Annotated in this window: 22 protein-coding genes; 11 read left to right on the top strand and 11 right to left on the bottom strand. The window is 42.1% G+C overall.

Annotation, left to right across the window (positions count from 1 at the left end; genetic code table 11):
• Positions 1–47: 47 nt before the first annotated feature.
• Together CIK80_RS10755 and CIK80_RS10750 are read right to left on the bottom strand one after the other, a co-directional pair.
• Complete coding sequence (locus CIK80_RS10755; protein WP_095569986.1) at positions 48–1,109, bottom strand: porin; 1,062 nt, start codon at positions 1,107–1,109, stop codon at positions 48–50.
• Between the two features lie 542 nt (positions 1,110–1,651).
• Positions 1,652–3,850, bottom strand: coding sequence for a malate synthase G (locus tag CIK80_RS10750; RefSeq protein ID WP_095569985.1), 2,199 nt, complete (start codon positions 3,848–3,850; stop codon positions 1,652–1,654).
• 567 nt (positions 3,851–4,417) lie between these two features.
• Here CIK80_RS10750 and CIK80_RS10745 point away from each other — a divergent pair.
• The gene (locus tag CIK80_RS10745) at positions 4,418–5,098 is read left to right on the top strand and encodes a tRNA-(ms[2]io[6]A)-hydroxylase (protein ID WP_179288397.1); all 681 of its coding nucleotides are present in this window, start codon (positions 4,418–4,420) and stop codon (positions 5,096–5,098) included.
• A 153-nt stretch (positions 5,099–5,251) separates the two neighbouring features.
• Here the strand turns inward: CIK80_RS10745 and CIK80_RS10740 are convergent, their stop codons facing one another.
• The 6 genes from CIK80_RS10740 to mtgA all read right to left on the bottom strand — a co-directional run bounded on the left by CIK80_RS10740 (position 5,252) and on the right by mtgA (position 10,007).
• Entirely contained in the window at positions 5,252–5,458 is a 207-nt protein-coding gene (locus CIK80_RS10740) for a hypothetical protein (protein WP_095569984.1), read from the bottom strand.
• 60 nt (positions 5,459–5,518) lie between these two features.
• Entirely contained in the window at positions 5,519–5,899 is a 381-nt protein-coding gene (locus tag CIK80_RS10735) for a hypothetical protein (protein WP_095569983.1), read from the bottom strand.
• A 102-nt stretch (positions 5,900–6,001) separates the two neighbouring features.
• Entirely contained in the window at positions 6,002–6,253 is a 252-nt protein-coding gene (locus tag CIK80_RS10730; RefSeq protein ID WP_257011748.1) for a hypothetical protein, read from the bottom strand.
• Between the two features lie 95 nt (positions 6,254–6,348).
• Complete coding sequence (locus tag CIK80_RS10725; RefSeq protein WP_095569981.1) at positions 6,349–6,531, bottom strand: hypothetical protein; 183 nt, start codon at positions 6,529–6,531, stop codon at positions 6,349–6,351.
• Between the two features lie 359 nt (positions 6,532–6,890).
• Positions 6,891–9,083, bottom strand: a complete 2,193-nt coding sequence (gene ppk1, locus CIK80_RS10720; RefSeq protein ID WP_257011777.1) for a polyphosphate kinase 1 — start codon at positions 9,081–9,083, stop codon at positions 6,891–6,893.
• A gap of 237 nt (positions 9,084–9,320) precedes the next feature.
• The gene (gene mtgA, locus CIK80_RS10715) at positions 9,321–10,007 is read right to left on the bottom strand and encodes a monofunctional biosynthetic peptidoglycan transglycosylase (protein WP_095569980.1); all 687 of its coding nucleotides are present in this window, start codon (positions 10,005–10,007) and stop codon (positions 9,321–9,323) included.
• 310 nt (positions 10,008–10,317) lie between these two features.
• Between mtgA and CIK80_RS10710 the strand changes: the two genes are divergently transcribed.
• The 5 genes from CIK80_RS10710 to CIK80_RS10690 all read left to right on the top strand — a co-directional run bounded on the left by CIK80_RS10710 (position 10,318) and on the right by CIK80_RS10690 (position 14,697).
• Complete coding sequence (locus tag CIK80_RS10710; RefSeq protein ID WP_257011747.1) at positions 10,318–10,644, top strand: glutaredoxin family protein; 327 nt, start codon at positions 10,318–10,320, stop codon at positions 10,642–10,644.
• Between the two features lie 41 nt (positions 10,645–10,685).
• Entirely contained in the window at positions 10,686–11,873 is a 1,188-nt protein-coding gene (locus CIK80_RS10705) for an alpha-hydroxy acid oxidase (RefSeq protein ID WP_095569979.1), read from the top strand.
• Positions 11,874–12,122: 249 nt separating this feature from the next.
• Entirely contained in the window at positions 12,123–13,097 is a 975-nt protein-coding gene (locus CIK80_RS10700) for a rhomboid family intramembrane serine protease (protein WP_095569978.1), read from the top strand.
• A 126-nt stretch (positions 13,098–13,223) separates the two neighbouring features.
• Positions 13,224–14,039, top strand: coding sequence for a MipA/OmpV family protein (locus tag CIK80_RS10695; protein WP_095569977.1), 816 nt, complete (start codon positions 13,224–13,226; stop codon positions 14,037–14,039).
• Between the two features lie 115 nt (positions 14,040–14,154).
• Entirely contained in the window at positions 14,155–14,697 is a 543-nt protein-coding gene (locus CIK80_RS10690; RefSeq protein WP_095569976.1) for a hypothetical protein, read from the top strand.
• A gap of 101 nt (positions 14,698–14,798) precedes the next feature.
• On the opposite strand, the gene fumC is transcribed toward CIK80_RS10690, so the two are convergent.
• Positions 14,799–16,202, bottom strand: a complete 1,404-nt coding sequence (gene fumC / locus CIK80_RS10685) for a class II fumarate hydratase (RefSeq protein ID WP_095569975.1) — start codon at positions 16,200–16,202, stop codon at positions 14,799–14,801.
• Between the two features lie 178 nt (positions 16,203–16,380).
• A complete protein-coding gene (locus CIK80_RS10680; RefSeq protein WP_095569974.1) occupies positions 16,381–16,788 on the bottom strand; it encodes a hypothetical protein in 408 nt (135 codons plus the stop codon).
• A 113-nt stretch (positions 16,789–16,901) separates the two neighbouring features.
• Between CIK80_RS10680 and CIK80_RS10675 the strand changes: the two genes are divergently transcribed.
• From CIK80_RS10675 to CIK80_RS10665, 3 genes are read left to right on the top strand one after another with little or no spacing between them, the layout of a single operon-like run.
• The gene (locus CIK80_RS10675; protein WP_095569973.1) at positions 16,902–17,504 is read left to right on the top strand and encodes a 5-formyltetrahydrofolate cyclo-ligase; all 603 of its coding nucleotides are present in this window, start codon (positions 16,902–16,904) and stop codon (positions 17,502–17,504) included.
• The gene (locus CIK80_RS10670) at positions 17,501–17,758 is read left to right on the top strand and encodes a hypothetical protein (RefSeq protein ID WP_095569972.1); all 258 of its coding nucleotides are present in this window, start codon (positions 17,501–17,503) and stop codon (positions 17,756–17,758) included. The genes CIK80_RS10675 and CIK80_RS10670 overlap by 4 nt, the downstream gene beginning before the upstream one ends.
• Before the next feature lie 36 nt (positions 17,759–17,794).
• Positions 17,795–18,232 carry a hypothetical protein gene (locus CIK80_RS10665; protein ID WP_095569971.1) on the top strand — a complete coding sequence of 146 codons (438 nt, stop codon included), beginning with the start codon at positions 17,795–17,797 and terminating at the stop codon, positions 18,230–18,232.
• A gap of 89 nt (positions 18,233–18,321) precedes the next feature.
• Here CIK80_RS10665 and CIK80_RS10660 read toward each other — a convergent pair whose 3' ends face one another.
• On the bottom strand, positions 18,322–19,683 hold the full coding sequence (locus tag CIK80_RS10660) for a Na+/H+ antiporter NhaC family protein (protein WP_095569970.1): 1,362 nt from the start codon (positions 19,681–19,683) through the stop codon (positions 18,322–18,324).
• Positions 19,684–20,230: 547 nt separating this feature from the next.
• Between CIK80_RS10660 and lon the strand changes: the two genes are divergently transcribed.
• Both lon and CIK80_RS10650 read left to right on the top strand, forming a co-directional pair.
• Positions 20,231–22,813, top strand: coding sequence for an endopeptidase La (gene lon / locus CIK80_RS10655; RefSeq protein WP_062845234.1), 2,583 nt, complete (start codon positions 20,231–20,233; stop codon positions 22,811–22,813).
• 329 nt (positions 22,814–23,142) lie between these two features.
• A complete protein-coding gene (locus CIK80_RS10650) occupies positions 23,143–23,700 on the top strand; it encodes a superoxide dismutase family protein (protein ID WP_062845235.1) in 558 nt (185 codons plus the stop codon).
• The last annotated feature ends 52 nt before the right edge of the window (positions 23,701–23,752 follow it).

Raw genomic sequence — 23,752 nt, 5'->3', positions numbered from 1 at the left:
ACTCACCCCGAAGGATGAGTTTTTATAAGCAGATTCTAATGGTTAGATTAGAATTTGTATTCTAGACCAGTACCAACGACAACTACTTCAGCATCGCCTCTAGTAACTACCATACCACTGTCTGTGTTAAGTGTCTTAAGATCATCAGCACTGTTTATACCAGCATAGGCATGCGCAATGATGTTGTCTTTAAAGAAGTACTGACCACCAACAACGATCTGATCTGAATCTGCACCATCCCAACCATTCAAGTTGTTAGTTTTGTTGTACTGTGTATAGATATTTGCTGGACGAGCAAAGTTAGTTAAGCCCATGATAGCGCTAAGAACCAAACCTTTTTCCTTTGTAGTATCACGATCATAATCATAATCAGCTACTTGATACAGAGCACCAACTGTTACAGGCGCTGCGATGTATTTACCTAGATCAACAGTAGCAGTACCACGGATGATATCACCATTGATGTTTTGATCTTTGTCATACGCTACACCAGCAGTGAAGCCTGTGCCTTGATCAAACATAGCAGCAACGCCAAAGCCAGAATTATTATTGAAGTCGTCATCATCAGAGTTGTACATTGCAAACATTTGCAATGGTAGACCATCATACTTAGGCGCAGTCCAAAGAACTGAACTATTGATACGGCTACTATCTGCCATGTTTAACGCTTCAACAACATCGTCTTCCATTTCGTTAGTGCCTAGGTTATCCCAGTAGCCTTGGTTAACAATAACGTTGTTAATTTTGTCTAAGCTAGATTGGTTTTTACCAACACGGAACTCACCAAATTGCTTGTTGTTGATACCTAGATATGTATCACGATTAGAAAACGTTGCATTATCACCATCGATGCTTGTGCCATACTCTAACTGATAGATAACGTCAGTGTTAGCAGTCATGGCTTCAGAACCTTTGAAACCCAAACGTGAAGAATGAGAGTTGATTTCTACTGTATCTTCATCAAAATCATCTCCACCAACAACACGTGAATCAAAGTCAGCGTTCACATAGTCAGCAGCTAAGAATGCTTTACCATAGACAGTCGGAGCTGCATTGGCTGCAGATACAGATAGGGCAGCAACTGCTGTAGCTAAAAGTAGTTTTTTCATGGGGTATCTCCACTTTACAATTTTAGTAATAAGCGAGCTATTATTAGCTGGTGCTCACAATGGTATCGTCACAAATCCTCAAAGATATAATGTGTAACTGGCTACCGAGATTAGTCAGAAACAAGTGTGGCGAAGTTCTATTACAGTAAGATGAAAAAAACCATGACTTACATAACTGGGATTAAAAAAGTAACTGCCATGTAAACTTAGGTCTTTATCGGTCTGTTGCGTAACATCCGTTACCAAACTCATACTTCGAGTACAAGCATAACAACTTTGACATAATTTGCAACATATTTTTTCGCTTTTTAAACTTATCAATTTATCATCGTAAAATTATCACTCAATAATCAAAGCGCCAAAAAAAATCCCTATCCAGTCAACTAGATAAGGATTCTATTGATTAATATTATTACTAATAAATTGAAACCACCTTAACGAATATACCTTACCATCGTAAATAATGCGCTATTTATCTACGAATAAATAGCGCTAACAAAAACGATATATTTTATTATTAGGCGCAATAAAGGGAAATAAGCTTAGCAGTTTGCCTTCAAATCGAGACGAGCTTGATGCAATAGTGGCTCAGTGTAACCACTAGGTTGCGCGCGTCCTTTAAATATCAAATCACAAGCGGCCTTAAAAGCATAAGAGCCATCAAAATTGTCTGCCATTGGTTGATACTCGCTGTCGGTTGCATTTTGCTCATCAACGACTTTGGCCATGCGCTTCATCGTCTCCATCACCTGCTGCTCGCTCACCACGCCATGATGCAACCAGTTGGCAATATGCTGACTTGAGATGCGCAGAGTCGCTCTGTCTTCCATTAGCCCCACATCATCGATATCGGGTACTTTAGAGCATCCAACCCCTTGATTGACCCAGCGTACAACGTAACCCAAAATCCCTTGCGCATTGTTTTCCAATTCTTGCTGTTTTTGCTCTTCTGTCCAATTGGTGTCTTTTGCCAATGGAATGGTCAAGATATCATCCAAACTTGCACGCTCACGCGACTTTAGGCGATCCTGTACGTCAGCAACATTTACTTGGTGATAATGGATACTATGCAAGGTTGCCCCTGTGGGTGATGGTACCCAAGCCGTCGTAGCGCCCGATTGAGGATGCGCCATTTTGGTCTCCATCATCTCTTTCATCTCGTCAGGCTTTGCCCACATTCCTTTACCAATCTGAGCATGCCCCTGTAGACCTGTCTCTAAACCAATGTCGACGTTCCATTGCTCGTAGGCTGGTTGCCAAGCTTGTGATTTCATCTCCCCTTTTGGCACAAATGGACCTGCATTCATACTGGTATGCATCTCATCACCAGTACGGTCTAAAAAGCCTGTATTAATAAAGATTACACGCTCTTTCGCTTGGCGAATGGCCTCTTTTAGATTGACCGTCATGCGGCGCTCTTCATCCATAATTCCAATTTTAAGACTGTGACGTTTTAAGCCTAATAAATCCTCTGAGGCATTAAAAAAATCATTGGCCATTTTGACTTCTTCTGGACCATGCATTTTTGGTTTAACGATATACATAGAACCCTTACGTGAATTCGATAACTCGTTTCTACCGTTAAGATCATTGAGTGACAATAGTGGAGTAACCAAGCCATCCATCAGACCTTCGAAGATTTCCTCTAAGCCATTACCCAAATCGACTAAAATAGCAGGGTTTTGCATTAAATGACCGACATTACGGATCAATAGCAATGAGCGACCTGGCAAGATAAGCTTGCCGCCGTCTGGTGTATTATATTCACGGTCTGGGTTTTGCTTACGTGTACGAGTCTTGCCGCCTTTTTCGAAGGTCTCTTGTAAGTCGCCATTCATCAAACCAAACCAGTTGCGATATACCTCTACTTTTTCCTCTGCATCGACCGCAGCAACTGAGTCTTCACAATCTTGAATTGCGGTAATCGCTGACTCAAGGAGCACATCATTGATATTAGCCGGATCGTCTTTACCGACTGGATGGCTGGCATCGATCTGAATCTCTACATGCAGGCCATTATTTTTTAGCAAAATACCTGTTGGATTTTCTGCTTCATCAACAAAACCAACAAACTGCGCAGAATCTTTTAATGACGTACGACTATCGCCTTGAACCACTTCAAGTTGACCATCAGCCACTTTAAAGCCTGTTACATCAACGTATGAGCCTGATGCTAAAGCAAAATTGTCATCTAAAAACTGTTTGGCGTAAGCAACAACAGCAGCACCGCGAGTTGGATTGTAGCTGCCCTTCGCTTCTTGACCATTATCATTGCTAATAACGTCTGTACCATATAAGGCATCATATAAGCTGCCCCAGCGTGCATTGGTGGCATTTAGAGCATAGCGAGCATTACGTACTGGTACGACCAACTGAGGTCCTGCAATATGTGCAATTTCGTCATCGACATTTTCTGTACTAACCGCAAAATCATCGCCTTCTGGCAGTAAGTAACCAATATCTTGCAAGAACGTTTTATAGGCAGGATAATCGATTTGACCATCCGTGGCAGGGTGTTGTAGATGCCACTGATCAATTTGTGCTTGGATTTTGTCGCGGGTTTCTAACAAAGCCTTATTACGTGGCGTAAACTCTTTAATAACTTTTTCAAAACCTGACCAATAACTCTCTGAATCAACACCGACTTTTGGCAGTACTTCGTTTTCAATAAAGTCATATAGCTGCTGGTCGATGGCAAGAATGCCTTTTTGAATACGATTGGCGTTAGAAGACTGACTCATGTTGTTATCCTTATCTATTCATGAAGTGTATTAATACGAATTGCTACTACCCTATTAAATATTTGACGGTGGTTTCTACTTTAGATGACACCTATTGCTCTGACTCACATAAATATAAGCAGATCTCATCCTGCTGTCTGCTATTTATATCGCAGTGGCAATTGCTATAATATGTACCATTCCCTATTGCATGACTATTAATCAGTCTATATGACTGGCAATTGAAGTACGTCGTTAATAAAATTAAGTACAATAAAGCAAAATCTCATCCTACTATCAAATAAAGAAATAAACAAGAAAACACCATTCACCAAGTAAATATTGGGGTTGTATATTAATGATACTCTATGCATCATCTGTCCTAAAGAGTTTTACCCGTACTCTTCGGTCGAAAATTAATATATAGATATAAAGCGAATTATTATCGATAACGCAATTCCTGCTGAAATATACTTTGCTCAATATTTGCACCCGATTACGACATAAATACATTCAACTATGACCAATACTATGAATAAAGAAAGCAAAAATGTAAGGCCTGAACCTGTTAACGTCACTAACAATGGTATGAATAACGCAGTTGATACCAGCAATGATATAGCAGAAGATAGTGTCGATATCGCAAAACTGCGCACGCCCATCAAAGTAGATTTGTCTTTTGTTTATGACTTTTTGGGCGCTAGAACCACGCAGTCTTGGGTCGATGCAGCGATTGCAAATTTGCCTTTGATCATACAGGATCATGCCAACTGTGAAAAAAAGGCAGCTGGTACCGCAATGAATATGATGTTCCGCTATGAGTTTTCTTATGATTTGCAGTGTAAACTGGCGCAATTGATCAGAGAAGAGATGCTACATTATGAGCAAGTGCTCGGTATCATGAATGATCGAGGACAAGACTGGGAATACCTCAGTGCTGGGCGTTATGCCAAAGGAATGCTAAAACATAAGCGTACTTACGAGCCAGCAGCCATGATAGATATTCTCATCATTGGCGCATTTATCGAAGCACGTTCGTGCGAACGGTTTGCAGCGTTAGCGGAAGTGATCAATGACGAGCGTTTGGCAAAATATTATCGCTACTTACTAAAGTCAGAGAGTCGTCATTTTGAGGATTATCTGGCATTGGCGCAATCGCTGTCAGAAGATAGTATCGATGAGCGCGTGGCCTTCTTTAAAGAAGTAGAGGCGGAACTGATATCAAGCCCCGATACTGAGTTACGTTTTCATAGTGGCGCACCTGCCTAGCTCACACTCAGCTAGTTTATTATTAATGTAACTAAAAAATGTACAGTCACTATCTCGAACGACGTATTCGAAATGGTGACTATACCTTTTATATATCAGTGCATAATGAATTGGTTATACTACAAAATAGAGAGACTGCTAGATAGTGCACGGTTACTTATCACTTTCCATCAATGGACTATCGTACTGCTTATGGTCTTTGGCAATATGGTGCGGGTCATGATCTTCAGTCGCTCTCTCAGCCGCTGCTGGGTTTACTTTTTGCAATGCATCGTCAGGAACAATACCATTATTGTCATCCGCATCTTTTAACTGATGGCCAGTATTCTTTTCTTGTTTATCATCATCGGGTAAGCTCATCTTTATTCCTTAGTATGTATTCCATGTTGATATGGCTTCTTACCGAAATCCTATTCTTCGTTATCTGTTGCTATTCTTTTGATCAGGATTTAGTACGCGTGTCTGAGCATTATCAATATTGGCATAACGATTTATGTCATTAACATTGTAGCTATCAGGGGCTTCACTCCCAACAGTATCTTCATTAATATTGTCATCAAAGCCATTGCTGTCTTGATCACGACGATCAGGTTGGCGAGCTGGGTTGTCATTATCATTCACATGTTCTGAATCAATCACATCTTCTGTAAAGGTATCTGTGCCTTTATTCTCAGTGAGATTTTCATCAATCTCATCATGATTACTAGGATGAGTATTCCCAATATGGCTTTCGTCAACTGTTTGATGCGCCTCGGTTTCTGCAATTCGAGATTTAGTTAAAGCAGGGTCTTTGGTTTCCATTATTATATCCTTATCATTATTATTAGATCTGATTGTTCATACGTTTAAAATACTCGCGCACTTTTATGACTTATCACATGCATGGCTCATCATACGCTTTTGTTATTCATTACCTTTTTGACTTAAATCATAAGCGTTTAAATCGGCAACATTTTTGCCACCTGCGGGTAAGTCTTCTTCTTTACGAGGATCTACATATATCTCATCTGTTTCTTGTGAATCTTGCTCAGGTCCATCGATATTTGGGTGATATTTTCGACCTTCATAACTGTCTTTAGAATTATCGATGTGCGACGCAGCTGGATCTCTAACTGGTACGGCTTCTTCATCGTTTGGATGACTATTGATTGACATCATTCGCTCCTCAGTTTTATAGCGCAAACTTTCATTAAATGGTTAAATCTCACACTACATTTAAAAGAAAATTACTTAAGAAAAAACCAGTAAAGCTATTTGTCTGTACGCAAGTCATCTTCAATAAATGGTGTTTGCTCTTCTTCGCTTAACGATTCAGGCTTGTTTACTTCTTTGGTTTCTTCAAGGTTCTCTGCAATTTTCTGACTGTCTGCTTGCGCCGCTGCTTTATCAATATCTGAGCTATCATTATTAGTATTAGTATTAGTATTACTCATAATCTGTTCCTATTGTTATTATTGCTAAATTTATGATTTTATATATCGTTTTTGAACTATAGTGGTAGATCTACGAATCTTTTAAAACATAGTCAGTAGACGAATGCTGCTTTGACAAATCTACTATTTACTCTGTGTAGTATAGGGAGAATATTATGGTTGCTACCAGTGTGGTGCCGTATCAATATGTGAATAAATGTGAGGTTACAAGACAGTTTGTAACTTTGACAGCCAATGTTTTTGTAAAATAAAAAACCGAGCGTTGAAAATCACAACGCTCGGTTAGAGAAGTAAACTTTTGATATTGAAGGTAATTATTTAATTATGACCTTTAATAACCACCTCAAATTAGATCATTATTATTGAGCATAAGTGGTCGGCTCTTCTACACTATTGATGGTTTTGAGCAAATGCGCTTGCGCTGTGTGCGGAACTTCTCCAGCTGCTGGCTGTATCTGTTGCCAGATGCCATTGCCATTCAGTGCCCACGATTGTGTGTTGTCGTGTAGGTAATTGAGTAGGCCGTCTTCATACACTTGCTTAAACAACTTTTTATTTTCAATCGGAAACGCCACTTCCACACGGTGGAATAAGTTACGATCCATCCAATCAGCACTACCGCAGTATAAACGCTCTGCTCCATTATTATAAAAGTAATAAATACGTGTATGCTCTAAAAAGCGACCAATCACAGAGCGCACCGTGATGTTTTCGGACAAGCCTTTGACTTGCGGACGTAGGCAGCACATAGAGCGCAGAATCAGCTCAACCTTGACCCCTGCTTGTGAAGCATCATATAGCTTGCCAATCAATCGACGCTCAGTTAAGGCATTGGCTTTGATGATAATATGCGCGCGTTTGCCGACCTTTGCATGAGCAATTTCATCGTCGATAAAGCTCATGAGTTTTTCATGTAATGTAAAAGGGGCATGCAGTAGTTTTTTAAGGTTGGCAGGTTTACCCATACCTGTCAGCTCTTGGAAGATTTTGTGTATATCTTCTGAGATGTCAGGATCTGCGCTAAACAACCCATAATCGGTATACACTTTAGCATTAGCGGCATGATAGTTACCTGTGCCTAAATGAACATAACGGCGAATGCGGTCATCCTCACGGCGCACGATAAGCATCAGCTTGGCATGCGTCTTGTAGCCAACGATTCCATACACAACAATCGCGCCCGCTTCTTGTAAATAGTTTGCTACAGCGATATTTGAGGCCTCATCGAAGCGCGCGCGCAGCTCGATAACGGCAGTCACTTCTTTACCGTTACGAGCCGCGGCTGCTAATGCTTTGACAATTTCTGAATTGGTGCCTGAGCGATACAGCGTTTGCTTGATGGCGAGTACTTTTGGATCGCTCGCCGCTTGCCACAGCAAATTGATAATGGGCGAAAACGCATGGAACGGATGGTGTACCAGCACATCGCTTTTACGCATGGCCGCAAACATGCTTGTCGCCTTATCCAGCTTGTCCATCTCACGGCGGAACTCTTTTGGCACGACATGAGTAAAGGGCTGATAACGCAGCGCAGGAATATTAAAATCAAACAATAAGCGCGTTAAATTGACAGGGCCATTGACTCGGTACAATTGATTGTCATGTAACTCGAACTCATCAAGTAAGTAATCACTGATGTGTACGGGGCAATCAGTGGTAACTTCCAAACGTACTTTATCACCAAAACGACGGTTCTCTAGTTCGCCTTCTAGCGCTTTTGCGATGTCCTCAACATCATCAGCCAAATCCAAGTCAGCATTACGTGTCAGTCTGAACTGATGGCAGCCTGTTACGCTCATGCCAGGGAACAAGTCACCAATATGTTCATGAATAATGGCTGATAACATTACATGATGCTCTTTACCACCTGTCAATTCGTCCGGCAGACGAATTACTCGCGGCAGACTGCGCGGGGCTGGCACAATGGCTAGATTGATATCACGACCAAAAGCGTCTTTGCCTTCCAAGGTTGCGATGAAGTTTAAGCTTTTATTAACCAGACGCGGAAACGGATGCGCAGGATCAATGCTAATCGGTGTCAATACGGGCGATACTTGCTCAATGAAGTAACGCTTCATCCAAGCGGACTGCTCAGCATTGAGCTCATCACGCTTTAGGTAACGAATGTCCTCAAGGGCAAGGGCGGGCAAAATATCTTCGTTAAGAATACGATATTGCTCATCAATAGCATCGTGGGTAATGGTAGAGATTTCATTGAGCAACTCGCTAGGACGCATACCATGAGCGCTGGTCGACACATCTCCCATGCTAAACTTTTGCATGATACCCGCCACACGAATCTCAAAAAACTCATCGATATTTGAGGAAAAAATCATTAAGAAAAATAAACGCTCAAGCAGCGGATGGTGTGGACTGGCGGCCTGTGCCAAGACACGCAAATGGAACTGTAATAATGACAAGTCGCGATTGATATAGCTGCTGGGTGAATAGCTGCCATCTTCTGAGCGTTGCCACTCGACCTCAGCCAACTCTTTACCACGACTTTCTGTATCAATATCATTATTTACGTCAGTAACATCATTTATATTCATTGTTTCATTAGTCCTGATAGCGTTATTCACATCCTCATTCTTATTTTTCTGATCGTACACATCTGTCACGTCACTACTCCTTTTACGTTATCAATACGCCATCATTTTTTGCACTGTTTTTATGCGTTGTTACTTTTTGGTGTGGTTGCATTACCCTTTTTTATAGCAGTTATTTATGACAAAACATACCGTTGCTGTCCACAATCTATGTTGTTCAAGATGAGTACAACTAAACAATCAATCCGACTGCGGTAAGATTGCATTTTTCATACGTTTTTTAATAATACGCTGTTTGTTACGTAGACGTCTATCACCTTGATTGTCTTGATAATATTTTGGATTGGTCAGCATAGCAATAAGCAAAGCAGATTCATCGCGATTCAGTTTGGCAGCAGATTTGTCAAAATAGTGCTGAGCGGCAGCTTCGATACCATAGATGCCATTACCAAACTCTGCCACATTGAGATAAGCGGTTAGGATGCGCTGTTTGTCCCAAAACGTTTCGAGCATCAAAGTAATCACGGCCTCCTCACCTTTACGAACGTATGAGCGATGAGAGGTCAAAAATAGGTTTTTTGCGAGCTGCTGAGTGATGGTTGAACCGCCAGCAGACATTTTACCTGTCTCTTCGTTTTTCTTACGTGCTGCTTCAATGCCTTTGAAATCAAAACCATTATGCTGGCTAAACGTCGAATCTTCACTCACTATCGCGGCTTGTTTGGCAGATTTTGCAATGGCATCATACTCTGCCCAAGTCTGTGTGACCGTGCCACCGGTTAGGCGATGTGTCAGCATAAACATACTATTATTAATAGGCTGAGTCTTCCAAATCAACAGTAATCCAGCAACCAACACATGGAATGCGACGACTATCATTATCAATGCCAATAATAGTCGTTTGATAAATTTGCTAAAACTTGCCATGTGAGATATCCAAGTGATTAAAAAAATAATAAGATAAAGCGCAATAAGATAAAGTAAGCCATTACCAATAAGAAGTTACTTTTGATAAAAGAGCACTATCGATAAAAGAACACGATCAATAATAAGCGATAAGGCAATGATTATAAATCAGTAAACTAAAACTGCAGATCATCTTACCTAATCTCACAATCGCTGTCATTATTTACCCCATTTCTTTATCATGTCGTAAAGGGTAAACATTATTTAGGTTTTTTAATTGATTTTTTTAGCGCAAATACTTTCTAATGAGTCTTAAGATAAGAGAATAAATATGCCCATTGACACCGCACATGATAACTATATGACTGCACTGCGAGCACGTATCATCGCCGAAAATCCTCATCTTGGCACACCTGAAAAAATCGATAAATGGTGGCTACTGGGTACTGTAGGTTGTCATTTGTGTGACATTGCTGAGCAACTTATCCATCGGTTTCAAGCGGTACAACCGATTGACTATGAAAAAATCGATATTACCGACTTTGATGAGACGCTGATGATGATCTTTGCCACGAATATTCCTGTTATTTTGACGTCATCAAAACGCTTAGACTATCCTTTTTCGGTCATGGATTTACAGCAACTGCTAACATCATAATAAAAGACGCTTGATTGATAAAACACCGAGGTGAAACAGCTATGAAGAATCTAGAAAAAGTAACAGACATCGAAGACTTACGTCAGATTGCTGAGCGCAAAGTGCCGCGTATGTTTTATGATTATGTGGATTCAGGCTCATGGACTGAGACCACGTATCGTAACAATGAAAGCGATTTTGATCGGATTAAGCTGCGCCAACGCGTGTTGGTCAACATGGAAAACCGTAGTCTGGAAACGACCATGATCGGTGAGCGGGTCAAAATGCCAGTCGCTATTGCGCCTACTGGGTTTACAGGCATGATGTGGGCGGATGGCGAAATCAAAGCCGCGCAAGCAGCAGAGAAGTTTGGCGTGCCCTTCTCTTTGTCTACCATGAGCATTTGCTCTATCGAAGATATCGCTGCCCATACCAGTAAGCCGTTCTGGTTTCAGCTGTATGTGATGCGTGATCAGGCGTTTATGGCCAATTTGATTCGCCGTGCTAAGGAAGCAAATTGCTCTGCGCTCATCTTAACTGCTGACTTACAAGTGCTTGGACAACGGCATAAAGATATCAAAAACGGTCTCTCTGCGCCGCCCAAACCAACGCTGACCAATATTCTGAATCTGATGACCAAGCCTGAGTGGTGTCTCAATATGCTTGGGACTAAGAGGCGCACGTTCGGCAATATCGTCGGTCATGCAAAAGATGTTGAGGATCTGTCTTCGCTGTCGGCGTGGACAGCAGAGCAGTTTGATCCTGCTCTTAGCTGGGACGACGTGGCTCGTATCAAAGATATGTGGAGCGGCAAGCTGATTATCAAAGGTATTATGGAACCTGAAGATGCCATCATGGCAGCACGCAGCGGCGCGGATGCATTGGTGGTGTCAAACCATGGTGGTCGTCAATTAGATGGGGCACTCTCCTCTATCTCTGCCCTTGCAGACATCGTACAAGCGGTTCATGCCGAAAACAGCAATATCGAAGTATGGCTCGATAGCGGTGTTCGCTCCGGTCAAGATGTATTAAAAGCCATATCTCTAGGCGCTAAAGGTACCATGATCGGTCGCGCTTTTCTTTATGGGTTGGGCGCTTATGGTGAAGATGGCGTGCGCCGTGCACTTGAGATCATCTACAAAGAATGTGATATATCCATGGCGTTTTGTGGTCATACCGATATCAATACCGTCACGGACAATATCTTGGTGAAGGGTACTTATGAGAATCTCAAAACAGACCATTTTTAAAAATAAATCTTTCTGAAATATAATCAATCACTTTCAAACAGAGTGCGGTTTTACTGGGGTAAATTTTTCGAAGCCTCTGTCACGCTTGTAAGCAGCCAGCGAGAAAAATTTTTACCAGTAGAACACGATCACTATATATACCACTTTTATTTTGAATTGACTGCAATGCTTGCTTGCTAGTTAATAGATAACATCTTCTGACAAGACCCTTTATACTTATCCTACAATCTTTACTGAATTTTAGCTTTTATGACCATCCAACAATTATTAAAAACAGCACCTGTCACTACTTTATTATTGATCAGCTTTATCGGGCTATTTGTCGTACAAGTCCTAAGCGGCGCGGATGCCAATAATCCATCGACTGAAATGCTGATCAAGTGGGGCGCTAATGCACTGCCTTTTACCATGGGTGATGAGCCATGGCGCTTGGTCAGTAGCGCGTTTTTGCACATTGGTCTCATGCATTTATTATTTAATGGCTTTGCCATGTATTTTTTTGGACAAATCGCTGAGCCGATGTTTGGTTCAGCCAAGTTTTTGGCATTGTTTTTGTTGGCAGCCATCGGTGGCAACTTACTCAACAGCTATGTGACATGGCAAGGTATTTTGGACGGAAATGGGCAAGCGGGACTGTCGGCTGGGGCATCTGGCGGTATTATGGGTATCGGTGCGGCTTTATTGGTAGCGGCATTTTTTAAGATATCGGTCAATGGTTTGATGCTCAACTTAAGAAGCTTACTCTTTATTATGGGTATTAACTTGGTATATGGCTTTGCTGTACCGGGCATTGATAATGCAGGCCATATCGGTGGTGCCGTGACAGGCTTAATAATTGCGTTGGCATTTGCTATCGCCTATCGTCAACGCATGATCATTGCACAGCAAAATATGCCCATCCCTCAACATCCTTACCCGATGAACGAACCAAGCCCGTATCGAGCTGATGACCAAGACACTTATCAAACCCATTATATTGATCAGCCCTCTGATGCCGATACGTCTTACCCATCTGATCCCAACGCTGAGTTTGATACCAGTACTTTAGAGACGAATTTTAGTACGGTGCATAACACAGCGATCAGCCACGAAACCCAAGCAAAGCCGTCATTATTTTGGACACTACTTCCATGGATTGTGATGCTATTGATCAGTGTTGGCTTTGTCTGGTGGTGGCAAGATATCCATTATCAAATCGTAGAAGTGCTAAAAACCATTGAGTAAACGGTCATACTTATTTATCATTGCTGAAATGTTATAAAAACCGCATACTCATTTAACTTACCCTACCCCATTATTTCTGCTTAGTGGTACTATTCGACCATTCCCACTCAATCACGAGACTTGATTATGTTTAAACTTGCAGCGCGACCCAATATCTATACGCGCGCCTCACTCAGCGTGTTAACCGCTACTGCATTATTCAGTGTGGCTAGCGTTTCTAGTGCCATTCCTTTTCTTGATAAAAACCTGCCCACTGACAAAGATGCTGTCCTCAGCGTGGGTGTCAATGTCATGGCCGTCAAGTCTGCCTATGATTTAGATGACAATGCCGAGTTCCGTGTGTTGCCAAGCGTATTTTATGACAACAATAGAGTCTACGCACGCGGGGCACAAGCGGGTGCGTATCTAATCAATGACGGCACCAATCAGTTGTCAGTCTATGCGCAACCGTCTGGCAACAGTTTTGATCCTGATGATGCCAGTGGCAATTTGGCAGAATTGGACGAGCGTAAAATCTCAGCGTCGGCAGGTGTGAGCTATCAGCGCCGTACGCCTATCGGTGCGTTTCGTGCCCAAATAGCGACAGACGTTTTGGATAAAAGTGGTGGTAACACGGCGCGCTTGACTTATATTGGTAGAATCAGCGCAGATAAACTCACCATCTATCCAAGCTTTGGTTTTGAGTACTTCGATGAAGATTACAACGACTACTATTATGGCGTGACCGAAGCAGAATCAGCAAAATCAGGCGTTGAACCGTATAAGTCTAACAACAGTCTGAACCCGTATATCAATATCAGCGCCAACTATGACTTCAATGAAAACTGGGCAGGATTTGCCAACCAAAGCTTGAGTTATTTGCCAAATGAGCAATATGACAGTCCAATGGTCAACTCACGTACGGATGCAACGACGACGCTTGGTTTGCTTTATAAGTTTTAAGTAAGTTTGAACTATTGTAAAAAGGCCGAGCAGTTTGCTCGGCTTTTTTGTAGAATTCACCTTAATAATATCTATTACTTTTTCTGATCTAATTACAATAGCTTAGAGGAGAAAAATGACTATGAGCTTTAGTTATTATGAAATTTCTAGATTTGAAGATGATGAAGTATTGAACGATAGACAGTGGACAAATATATCAAACTTTATAGAAAGGTTTGGTGTCGAAAAGATTGAAGACTATTTATCAGTTGAAAATGATTTTGTTAAATTTTTAAGAATGCTCTATATTAAACTATCTACAAGACCTCAAAAAGAATACGGCATGAGCTGGTTGGGTTTTGGTATGCATGTCTTTAGCTTAGAAAATGTTGAAAATGAATTCCTCTTCGGTTTAAGCAACGTTGAAAAAAGACTGCAAGAACTGGTTAAACTTAACATCAATTATATTTCTGACAACGATTTAAATTTTATATTGACGTGCTGGATAAGAGGCTTGTGTTCAATTCAGTTGTTTGAACTGGGTAATGGTAGCTATATAAAAGCCTCAGACGAAGACTTCACATTTAGTGTTATGTTACATGATAATTGGAAGCTGTCAGATATTTTCATACCTAAAAATAACGTATATTTTCATAAAAGCATTGATCCAAATTTGTAGATATTAAATAAAAAGTATTCAATGTAGTCATAATAACCAATAAAAAAAGACCTCACCACTTGGCAAGGTCTTTTTACTATTCTAAAAAACTATTAGATAGCTTACTTAGGATGTACCATATCAGCAGGAATGACCCACTCATCGAACTGCGCTTCAGTTAATAGCTCTAGCTCAACCGCAACTTGCTTCAAGGTTTTGTTTTCTTTGTAAGCCGTCTTAGCGATTTTCGCAGCGTTTTCATAACCAACATGACGGTTCAATGAAGTCACTAGCATCAATGAGTTGTGCAAGAAGTCATCGATTTTGTCTTTTACTGGCTCGATACCGACGGCACAGTTCTCATTAAAGCTGTTGCACGCATCACCAAGTAGCTTGATGGATTGCAATAAGTTAAAGGCGATCACTGGCTTATATACGTTTAGCTCAAAGTTACCTGATGCGCCAGCCATGCTGATAGTCACGTCATTACCCATGACTTGCGCGACAACCATCGTCATTGCTTCTGATTGCGTTGGGTTTACTTTACCCGGCATGATAGAAGAGCCTGGCTCGTTCTCAGGAATGGTCAACTCGCCAAGACCACAACGAGGGCCAGATGCCAACCAACGTACATCGTTCGCAATTTTGTTTAAGCTCGCTGCCAATGTTTTTAGTGCGCCAGAAGCGAATACTTCGGCATCACGAGCGGCAAGTGCTTCAAACTTATTTGGAGATGTGACGAACGGCAAGCCAGTCAAAGTTGATAGTTGCTCAGCTGATTTTACTGCATAATCAGGATGAGCGTTTAGACCAGTACCAACCGCAGTACCACCTAGTGGCAACTCATATAGACCTTGTAACGCATTGTCGATACGAGTCAATGAATGGTCAAGCTGGCTCACATAGCCGCTGAACTCTTGGCCTAGGGTCAAAGGCGTAGCGTCTTGCAAATGCGTACGACCGATTTTTACGATGCTATCGAATTCTTTTGCTTTCTTGTCTAAGGTATCGCGTAATGCTTGTACTGCTGGAATCAATAAGCTATTGATTTGACGAGCAGCCGCCACACGAATCGCCGTTGGGAAGCTGTCATTGGTAGATTGCGCGTGGTTTACATGGTCATTTGGGTGAATTGGCGTGTAGCTGCCGCGCTCAGAACCCGCGATTTCATTGGCACGGTTGGCAAGTACTTCGTTCATGTTCATGTTTGACTGTGTGCCAGAACCTGTCTGCCATACGACCAATGGGAACTGATCGACCAGACCACCATTGATGATTTCGTCAGCAGCTTGTACGATTAAGTCACGCTTGTCGCCGTCGATACGCTCTAGGCTTGCATTGGTGATGGCAGCGGCTTTTTTGACCAACGCCATCGCTTCAATCATTGGACGCGGCAATGTCTCGCCACCGATTTTGAAGTTTTCGCGGCTACGCTGAGTTTGGGCACCCCAATAAGCGTCAGCTGGGACTTCTACGTTGCCCATAGTGTCTTTTTCGGTACGAGTTGCCTGATTCTGTGTCGACATAACTACCCTCTTTGATGGTTTGTTGTTTTATGACTGCTCTAAAAAATGCAACATCCGCTGCACATAAAGGAGAATACGATATAAAGTGGCGTTATGATAGCATGGCTTTATGGTAAACGCATTTAGGTTTATGCGCGATTTAAAAGACCTTATAACAATTAAAACTAAACTCTCATCGTCATTTCGTATCCTTTAATTCTCTAATATATTCATTATAAATGGCAACTTGTTCTTCTCTACCATCGTGATAAAAGTCAAAAAATGCACGCTGGGCAAAACACTTTGGTGTAATGTTGTAATCCTCTACAGAGTTTCGCCATATAAATCCTTCGTCATCTTCATGACTGTGCTCCTCATCTTCATAAGAAAATTGATAGATATACCCTTCAGGAATACTTGGATCTACAATATCAAAAATACGTTTGTCATAAAGACAAGGTCCTACACCGTCTTCTCCATCAATGCGATATGACTCTTTCTGGATCTCTATGACTTGATAAGTACTGCCTTGTATTAAACCAGTTCTATCAAGAACTTTTTTATAATAGTTATCGCATTCACTTCTATGTTTAAGCTTAACTCTCATGCTGTCTCCTGAAGTGAATATTTTTAATGTTGAAAGGATTCTATGACTCTGTTTTACTACAATCTCAAAAAATGTTCTACATTTTTAATCAAGAATCTAAAAACTGGTGAAATATGACTACTACCAACCCACCTAGGCGATTATTTACTCGCCAGCGTCGCCAGTTAAGTGATGGCGCACGTAGAAATTTGGCACAAGCAGCCAGTCTACACTTAACCAAATTACAACAGCGACTGCCAATCAATGCTCGCGTTGGCTTATATTATGATGGATTTGGCGAGCTGCCCACTCAGCCACTATTAGATTGGTGTGAATGCTTAGGCTATTTTCCTTATTTGCCTGTCGTCGGTTCATTAGGCCATGACGATAAACGATTGCGTTTTGTACCAATTTATCATTCCAAATTATTAAACATACCAACCCGCATTCATCGCTTGGGTATGAAACAAAACCATCATCGCCGCCTGCTATGGGCGTCAGAGTTAGATGTGATTATCTGCCCGTTAGTCGCGGTAGATTTGAACGGCAACCGTATGGGCATGGGTGGCGGGTTCTATGATACGACACTTGGTAACAGCTATCGCTCAGGGGTCAAGAAACCGTTAAAGGTAGGCTGGTGTTATGATTTTCAAATGGTTGAGCAATTAGCGCGTCAACCTTGGGATGTGCCATTAGATGGCTTAATTACGCCAAACGGCATAAGGTGGTTTCGATGAAAGACGATAAAAATTCTGAAAAAGACTCTAGCGCGGATAATGTGGATGAATATTTGCAAACGTTAGGTAATGAGGACGCTAGAGAGCGACGTTACTATAGTCAAGAGCAGCCGTTTAGCGCTGATGAGATGACAAGGCTCGTCAATGAAGAACGCTTAAATGCGTTGCTCGCGCAAAGTGATGCGTTTTTGCAAGGACTGAGTAGGGAACTAAAAGATTTTGATGAAGATTTGAATAACGACTTATACAAATAACTCACTTCCCAAACATTGATAATCCATAAGTGACCCATGAACCTATCTCACCTGTCTACCAAGACTGCACGACATTACTTACGCAGTGAACCTGTACGCATGATATTCTTCCTGCTGTGGGTCGCTGCTGTTATCAAAATCATCATGGCAGGTAATACTCCAAATCCAATGGTGTTAGAGCCATCCCAGCAGGAAGGATATAACTTTGGCTTGGTCATCAGCTTACTGGTAGTAATGTGCTTACATGGGGGCGCGCTGCTGGCACTTGATGTTTACATTAAAAGCTACTGGAAGTTTGTGTGCATGTTTATTGTCACTACACTGCCGCTGTTCTTTTTTGGCTTAATGCTGATACATGCACCTGAAGCTTTGTTATGGCTCATTTTATGGTTGGCGGCTTCGTTTTTGGCTTTCTTTTTTATCTGTTTTGGCTTGGCGTGTTTGCTACTGCTAGATCTGATACTTAAAAAGTAAAACCTCAGTCCATAAAAAAGTGCCTCTGCTTGCCATAAAAGCAGAGGCACTTTTATTATGCGAGCGCTTTTTAAGCAATAGCTGAAACTTTACAACACCATCGCCGCTATCCAACCGAAGACCAGTAGCGGAATATTATAGTGTAAGAAAGTCGGCACTACACTGTCTTTGATATGGTCATGCTGTCCATCGATATTAAGACCAGAGGTTGGCCCCAGTGTCGAATCTGACGCAGGCGAACCTGCATCACCCAGCGCGCCAGCCGTACCGATAATCGCAACCGTAGCCAATGGTGAGAACCCTAAAGAGACGCATAACGGCACATAAATCGCGGCCAAAATAGGAATGGTCGAAAAAGACGAGCCGATGCCCATCGTCACAATCAGACCAATCAGCAGCATGATAAACGCCGCCATCGCTTTATTACCACCGAACAGTGACGCGGCACCATCAACGAGTGGCTGAATCTGCTCAGTGGCTTTCATGACTTCAGCAAAACCCTGCGCCGTAATCATGATAAAGCCAATCATCGCCATCAGCTTGATACCGTCATTAAAGACACCATCAGCATCACGCCACTTCACAACTCCAGTCGCCATAAAGACACCAAAGCCAAACATCGAGCCAAGTAGTAGCGAGTCAGTATATAACTGCACGACGAAAGCAGTCACGATAGCAGCCAAGGCTACCAGTGTTTTTAACTTGCTTTGTGTTTGCGCATCAGCAGCTGTTTTACTAAGCGCATCGCCCTCTACTACCGCATCATGAGCTTTTTGATCTATTGCTACTTGCTGGTATTGACGCGGTTTGCGATAACTAATAAAGACCGCCGTCAGCAAACCAATCAACATACCCAAAGCTGGAATTGCCATTGCCTTGACCACAGAGATATTGGCAATATCAACACCTGCTTCCCCAACGTTTTTTAGCATAATCTGATTAAGATAAATATCGCCAAAACCATACGGAATAAACATATAAGTTGTCACAAGACCAAAGGTCAACAAACAAGCAATCAGACGTCTGTCAATGTGCATGCGATTAAAAGCAAGCAGTAACGGTGGTACAAGCAGTGGAATAAAAGCAATATGAATAGGGATTAAGTTTTGGCTAAAACAGCTCATGGTGATGAGGCCTGCAAACAGCATATACTTAATCACACCACTGGTACCGCCTGCATCGATACGCTTAATAACAGCGCCCGCCAATGATTGCGGTAATCCAGAATGTGCAATAGCGACCGCAAACGCCCCTAACAGTGCGTATGAAAGTGCAATCTGTGCCCCGTTGCGAATGCCTTCTTGAAAAGCTGCTAAAGTATCTGTGATACCAAGACCTGCCAGCAGGCCACCTGCCAATGCCCCAATTAATAAACTGAGCACCACGTGCACTCGCGAAAGTGACAGTCCTAGCATGATGATGACTGCCAGCAGTACCGCATTGATTGCCATATGTTGTGCCTTTTTCTATCTGATCTGGTTGTAACCTACAAATGTTGTAGCATTTATAAATAGGGTTTGGTTGTCCAAAAAGTGCTCAAACACATTTTGCGCTAAAAGCCCGGTTTTAGACGCGCGTCAGTTTACCTTATTTTGCCTACAAAACCTATGTATAGAACCCAATAGTTGTCAGCTAGGCAACGCTGTATGTAACATACTAAAAAGGCATCGAACTGCTGCCATACATGTTTTGTAGCGTTTATTTCCTATTCGATTAGTAGATCAAAACATTTGTGGCAATAGTAGATTGCTACCAATGCGTCCAGCACATCGATTTTATGATAATTCAACTATATTAATGATTTACTCGCATTGCCTTTGGTTTATCATCGATAAAACTGATGACGATACGCGTGACAATAGCCACTTAAATAGGATTATTTTAAAAAGATAAGCTGGTCACTTTGCTCATGAGACTTGCAATTTTTTTTGCGAGCACCATTTATCTAACATGAACCACGAACTTGACTTTACAAGTCTGGTGAACGAGGAAGAATCTATGAGTGAACATAAAATAGCACAAGACAATATCGACATCGATGTCGACGTTTCATCTACTGTTGCAGAAGACAACGAGCAAGACATCTCATCTGATACTACATCAGAGTCAGCGTCTGCTACTGTCAAAAATAATAATCTTGATGACAGTGACAAAGACAGTAAGGCGGAAGACTATTTACCGTTACTCGCCCTGCGAGATGTCGTCGTCTATCCGCACATGCAAATCGCCTTATTTGTAGGCCGCGCACCATCAGTAAAAGCGGTCGAGTTGGCACAGGCCGAATACGGCAATAAAGTATTGGTCGTTGCCCAAAAAGACTCACTGACTGAAGATATTGATCAAGAAAACCTATATCAATATGGTACGGTTTGCCGCATTGTCAGCACCATGCCACATGACAGTGATGAAAACTGCATCAAAGTATTGATTGAAGGTCAGTATCGTGCGCGCGTCGATAACATCGAAAACCACGATGAGCTATTGATGGCAAGATTTACACGTGCTGATCTCGATGTGAGTATGGATGAGAGACAACAACAAAACACCATACAAGCTTTGACCACATTGTTTGAAGGCTATGCAGATGCACGCTTGCGTAATGCCCGTGAGCTGACTCGTGTGGCGAAGCGTATCGATGATTTGCTTGAATTGGTCTACTTCATCTCAACCCGTGTCTCGATGGATCTTGATATCAAACAGTCTTTCTTAGAAGAAGACGATATCAAAACGCACATCAATACCTTGACCGAATATTTGGTTAAGCAAAGTGCCGAACAAAACATCGAACAAGATATCCAAGACGCTGTCCGTCAGCAAATGGAAGACAATCAGCGTGAGTACTTCTTAAATGAGAAGATGAAAGCCATTAAAAATGAGCTGTCAGACATGAATGACGGTGCATTCGATGGCGAAGATGACGTGGCTGAGCTTGAGCAGCGCTTAGAAGATGCTGACTTGCCAGAAGATGTGCGCAAAAAAGCAGATCAAGAGCTTAAAAAGCTTAAAATGATGCCGCCTGCGTCAAGTGAATCTTCCGTAGTGCGTAACTATATTGAATGGATTTTGGATACGCCGTGGAATGCGACGACCAAGGTTTCGATCAATTTAGACAAAGCCAAAACCGTCTTAGATGAAGATCATTATGGACTACAAGATGTAAAAGACCGCATCTTAGAGTACCTCGCCGTACAGTCACGCGTGAAAAAACTCCGTGGTCCGATTCTTTGCCTTGTCGGCCCTCCAGGTGTGGGTAAAACCTCACTAGGTGAATCGATCGCTCGTGCCACAGGTCGTAAGTTTGTACGTATGGCGCTTGGCGGCGTGCGTGATGAAGCCGAGATTCGTGGTCATCGCCGTACCTATATCGGCGCGATGCCAGGTAAAATCGTGCAATCACTTGCGAAGGTAGAAGTCAAAAACCCACTGTTTTTACTTGATGAAGTAGACAAAATGGCGCAAGACTTCCGCGGCGATCCAGCATCGGCATTGCTCGAAGTATTAGATCCTTCACAGAATGACACGTTTAACGACCATTATTTGGATATGGACTTAGATCTGTCACAAGTGATGTTTATCTGTACTGCTAACAGCATGGATATTCCGCCAGCACTGCTTGACCGTATGGAAGTCATTCGTCTACCGGGCTATACCGAAGAAGAAAAAGTCAATATTGCCCAAAAATATCTGGTGCCAAAGGCAATTAAGCAAAATGGTCTCAAAGAGGGTGAAATTGAGATTGTTGAAGCAGCGCTGCACAGTATCGTGCGTAGTTATACGCGTGAAGCAGGTGTACGTAACCTTGAGCGTGAAGTCAATAAAATCTGCCGTAAAGTGGTTCGCGGTTCAGTCGAAGCGCATGGCGCCCGCGCTCCGAAGAAAGCAGAGCGTCAGCTGGTCGTGGTCGATGACAAAAACATCGATGACTATCTAGGCGTCCATCAGTATGACTATGGGCTGGCGGAAGAAGAGCCAGAGATTGGTCGTATTACTGGTCTAGCGTGGACACAAGTTGGTGGGGAGTTATTGACCATCGAAGCGGTTGCCATGCAAGGCAAAGGTGAGCTTAGTTTTACGGGTTCACTGGGTGACGTGATGAAAGAGTCTATTCGCGCTGCCATGAGCGTGGTTCGTGCTCGCGGTGATCTCCTTGGTATTGACTATGAGACATTTAAAACAAAAGATGTCCATGTTCATATGCCAGAAGGTGCCACACCAAAAGATGGGCCTTCTGCTGGTGGCGCACTGACGACAGCACTTGTATCTGCCTTGACGGGGATCGCCATTCGTCCAGATATCGCGATGACAGGTGAGATTACCTTGCGTGGTAAAATCCTGCGTATTGGCGGTCTCAAAGAAAAGCTACTTGCAGCCCATCGCGGCGGTATCAAGCATGTATTGATTCCAGCAGAAAACGAGCGTGACTTAGCCGATATCCCTGACAATGTAAAAGCGGGTTTGACCATCCAACCTGTGGCAACGATTGACGAGATATTAAAAGTTGCTTTGGTCAGTATGCCAAAACCATTAAAACCTGCCAAAGTGACGGTCGATAAAACGTCAGGTAAAGCACTACATAACTGATTGATTATTCGATAGTCAATGCTTGAAACATAAGAGCCGCTCATCACAGTGATGGGCGGCTTTTTTTATGCACCATATCAAAATATCTTTTATAGAATCAGTATAGTAATACGTAATAGCATTTCTTCTCATACGACATTATTTTATAGACTATTCAAACCCATACGTTATTTACATTTATTAACTGATTGTTGCGCTTTTGATGAATATCTACTTCTTATCCTTAGCTATACTGATCGGGAAGTTAAGTAATTTTTGAATATTTCAGATAAAACTATCGCTAAATATACTCATCATAACGATTAAATTAAATATAAATGGAGATAACAATGAATAAGACGATGCTTGCAAGTGCGCTACTATGCGGTTCAGCGTTGGCAATGACAGGTTGCCAAACTGTCGAAAATCAAATGCAAACGGGTAACCCTTTAAATCAACCTGCTCTAAAGTCAACGATTAAGACTGTAGATGGTAAAGAAAAAGAGGTAGGACAAATGTTCTTGCGTCCAGTCGATGGCGGTGTTCAGGTATATGGTAAGCTCATGAACTTACAACCAGGCAAAACCGTTGCTTTGCATATTCATGAAACAGGTAGCTGTGCAGATATGGGTAAAGCAGCAGGTGGTCACTTCAATCCAGACAATAAGCCGCATTCAAATCCAGATGACATGAATGGTCATGCTGGTGATCTACCAAACTTGACAGCCAATGAAGATGGTGTTGCTACTATCAACTATGTGAATAAAAAAATCTCAGCGGCTGAAGCGGGTAAATATAGCGTCAATCGTCTAGCATTTATTGTCCATGCCAATGCTGATGACTATAAGAGCCAGCCTGCTGGTAATGCTGGTGACCGCGTCGCTTGTGGTATTATCGAAAAAGCATAATCATTATTCATATTTTTAGACAAAAAAAACCTCTTAGTCATGCTAAGAGGTT

The sequence above is a fragment of the Psychrobacter sp. JB193 genome (assembly GCF_002285555.1).
Classification (GTDB): domain Bacteria; phylum Pseudomonadota; class Gammaproteobacteria; order Pseudomonadales; family Moraxellaceae; genus Psychrobacter; species Psychrobacter alimentarius.
Note: the sequence above shows the minus strand (reverse complement) of the source record. Positions and strands in the feature narration are given on the sequence as shown.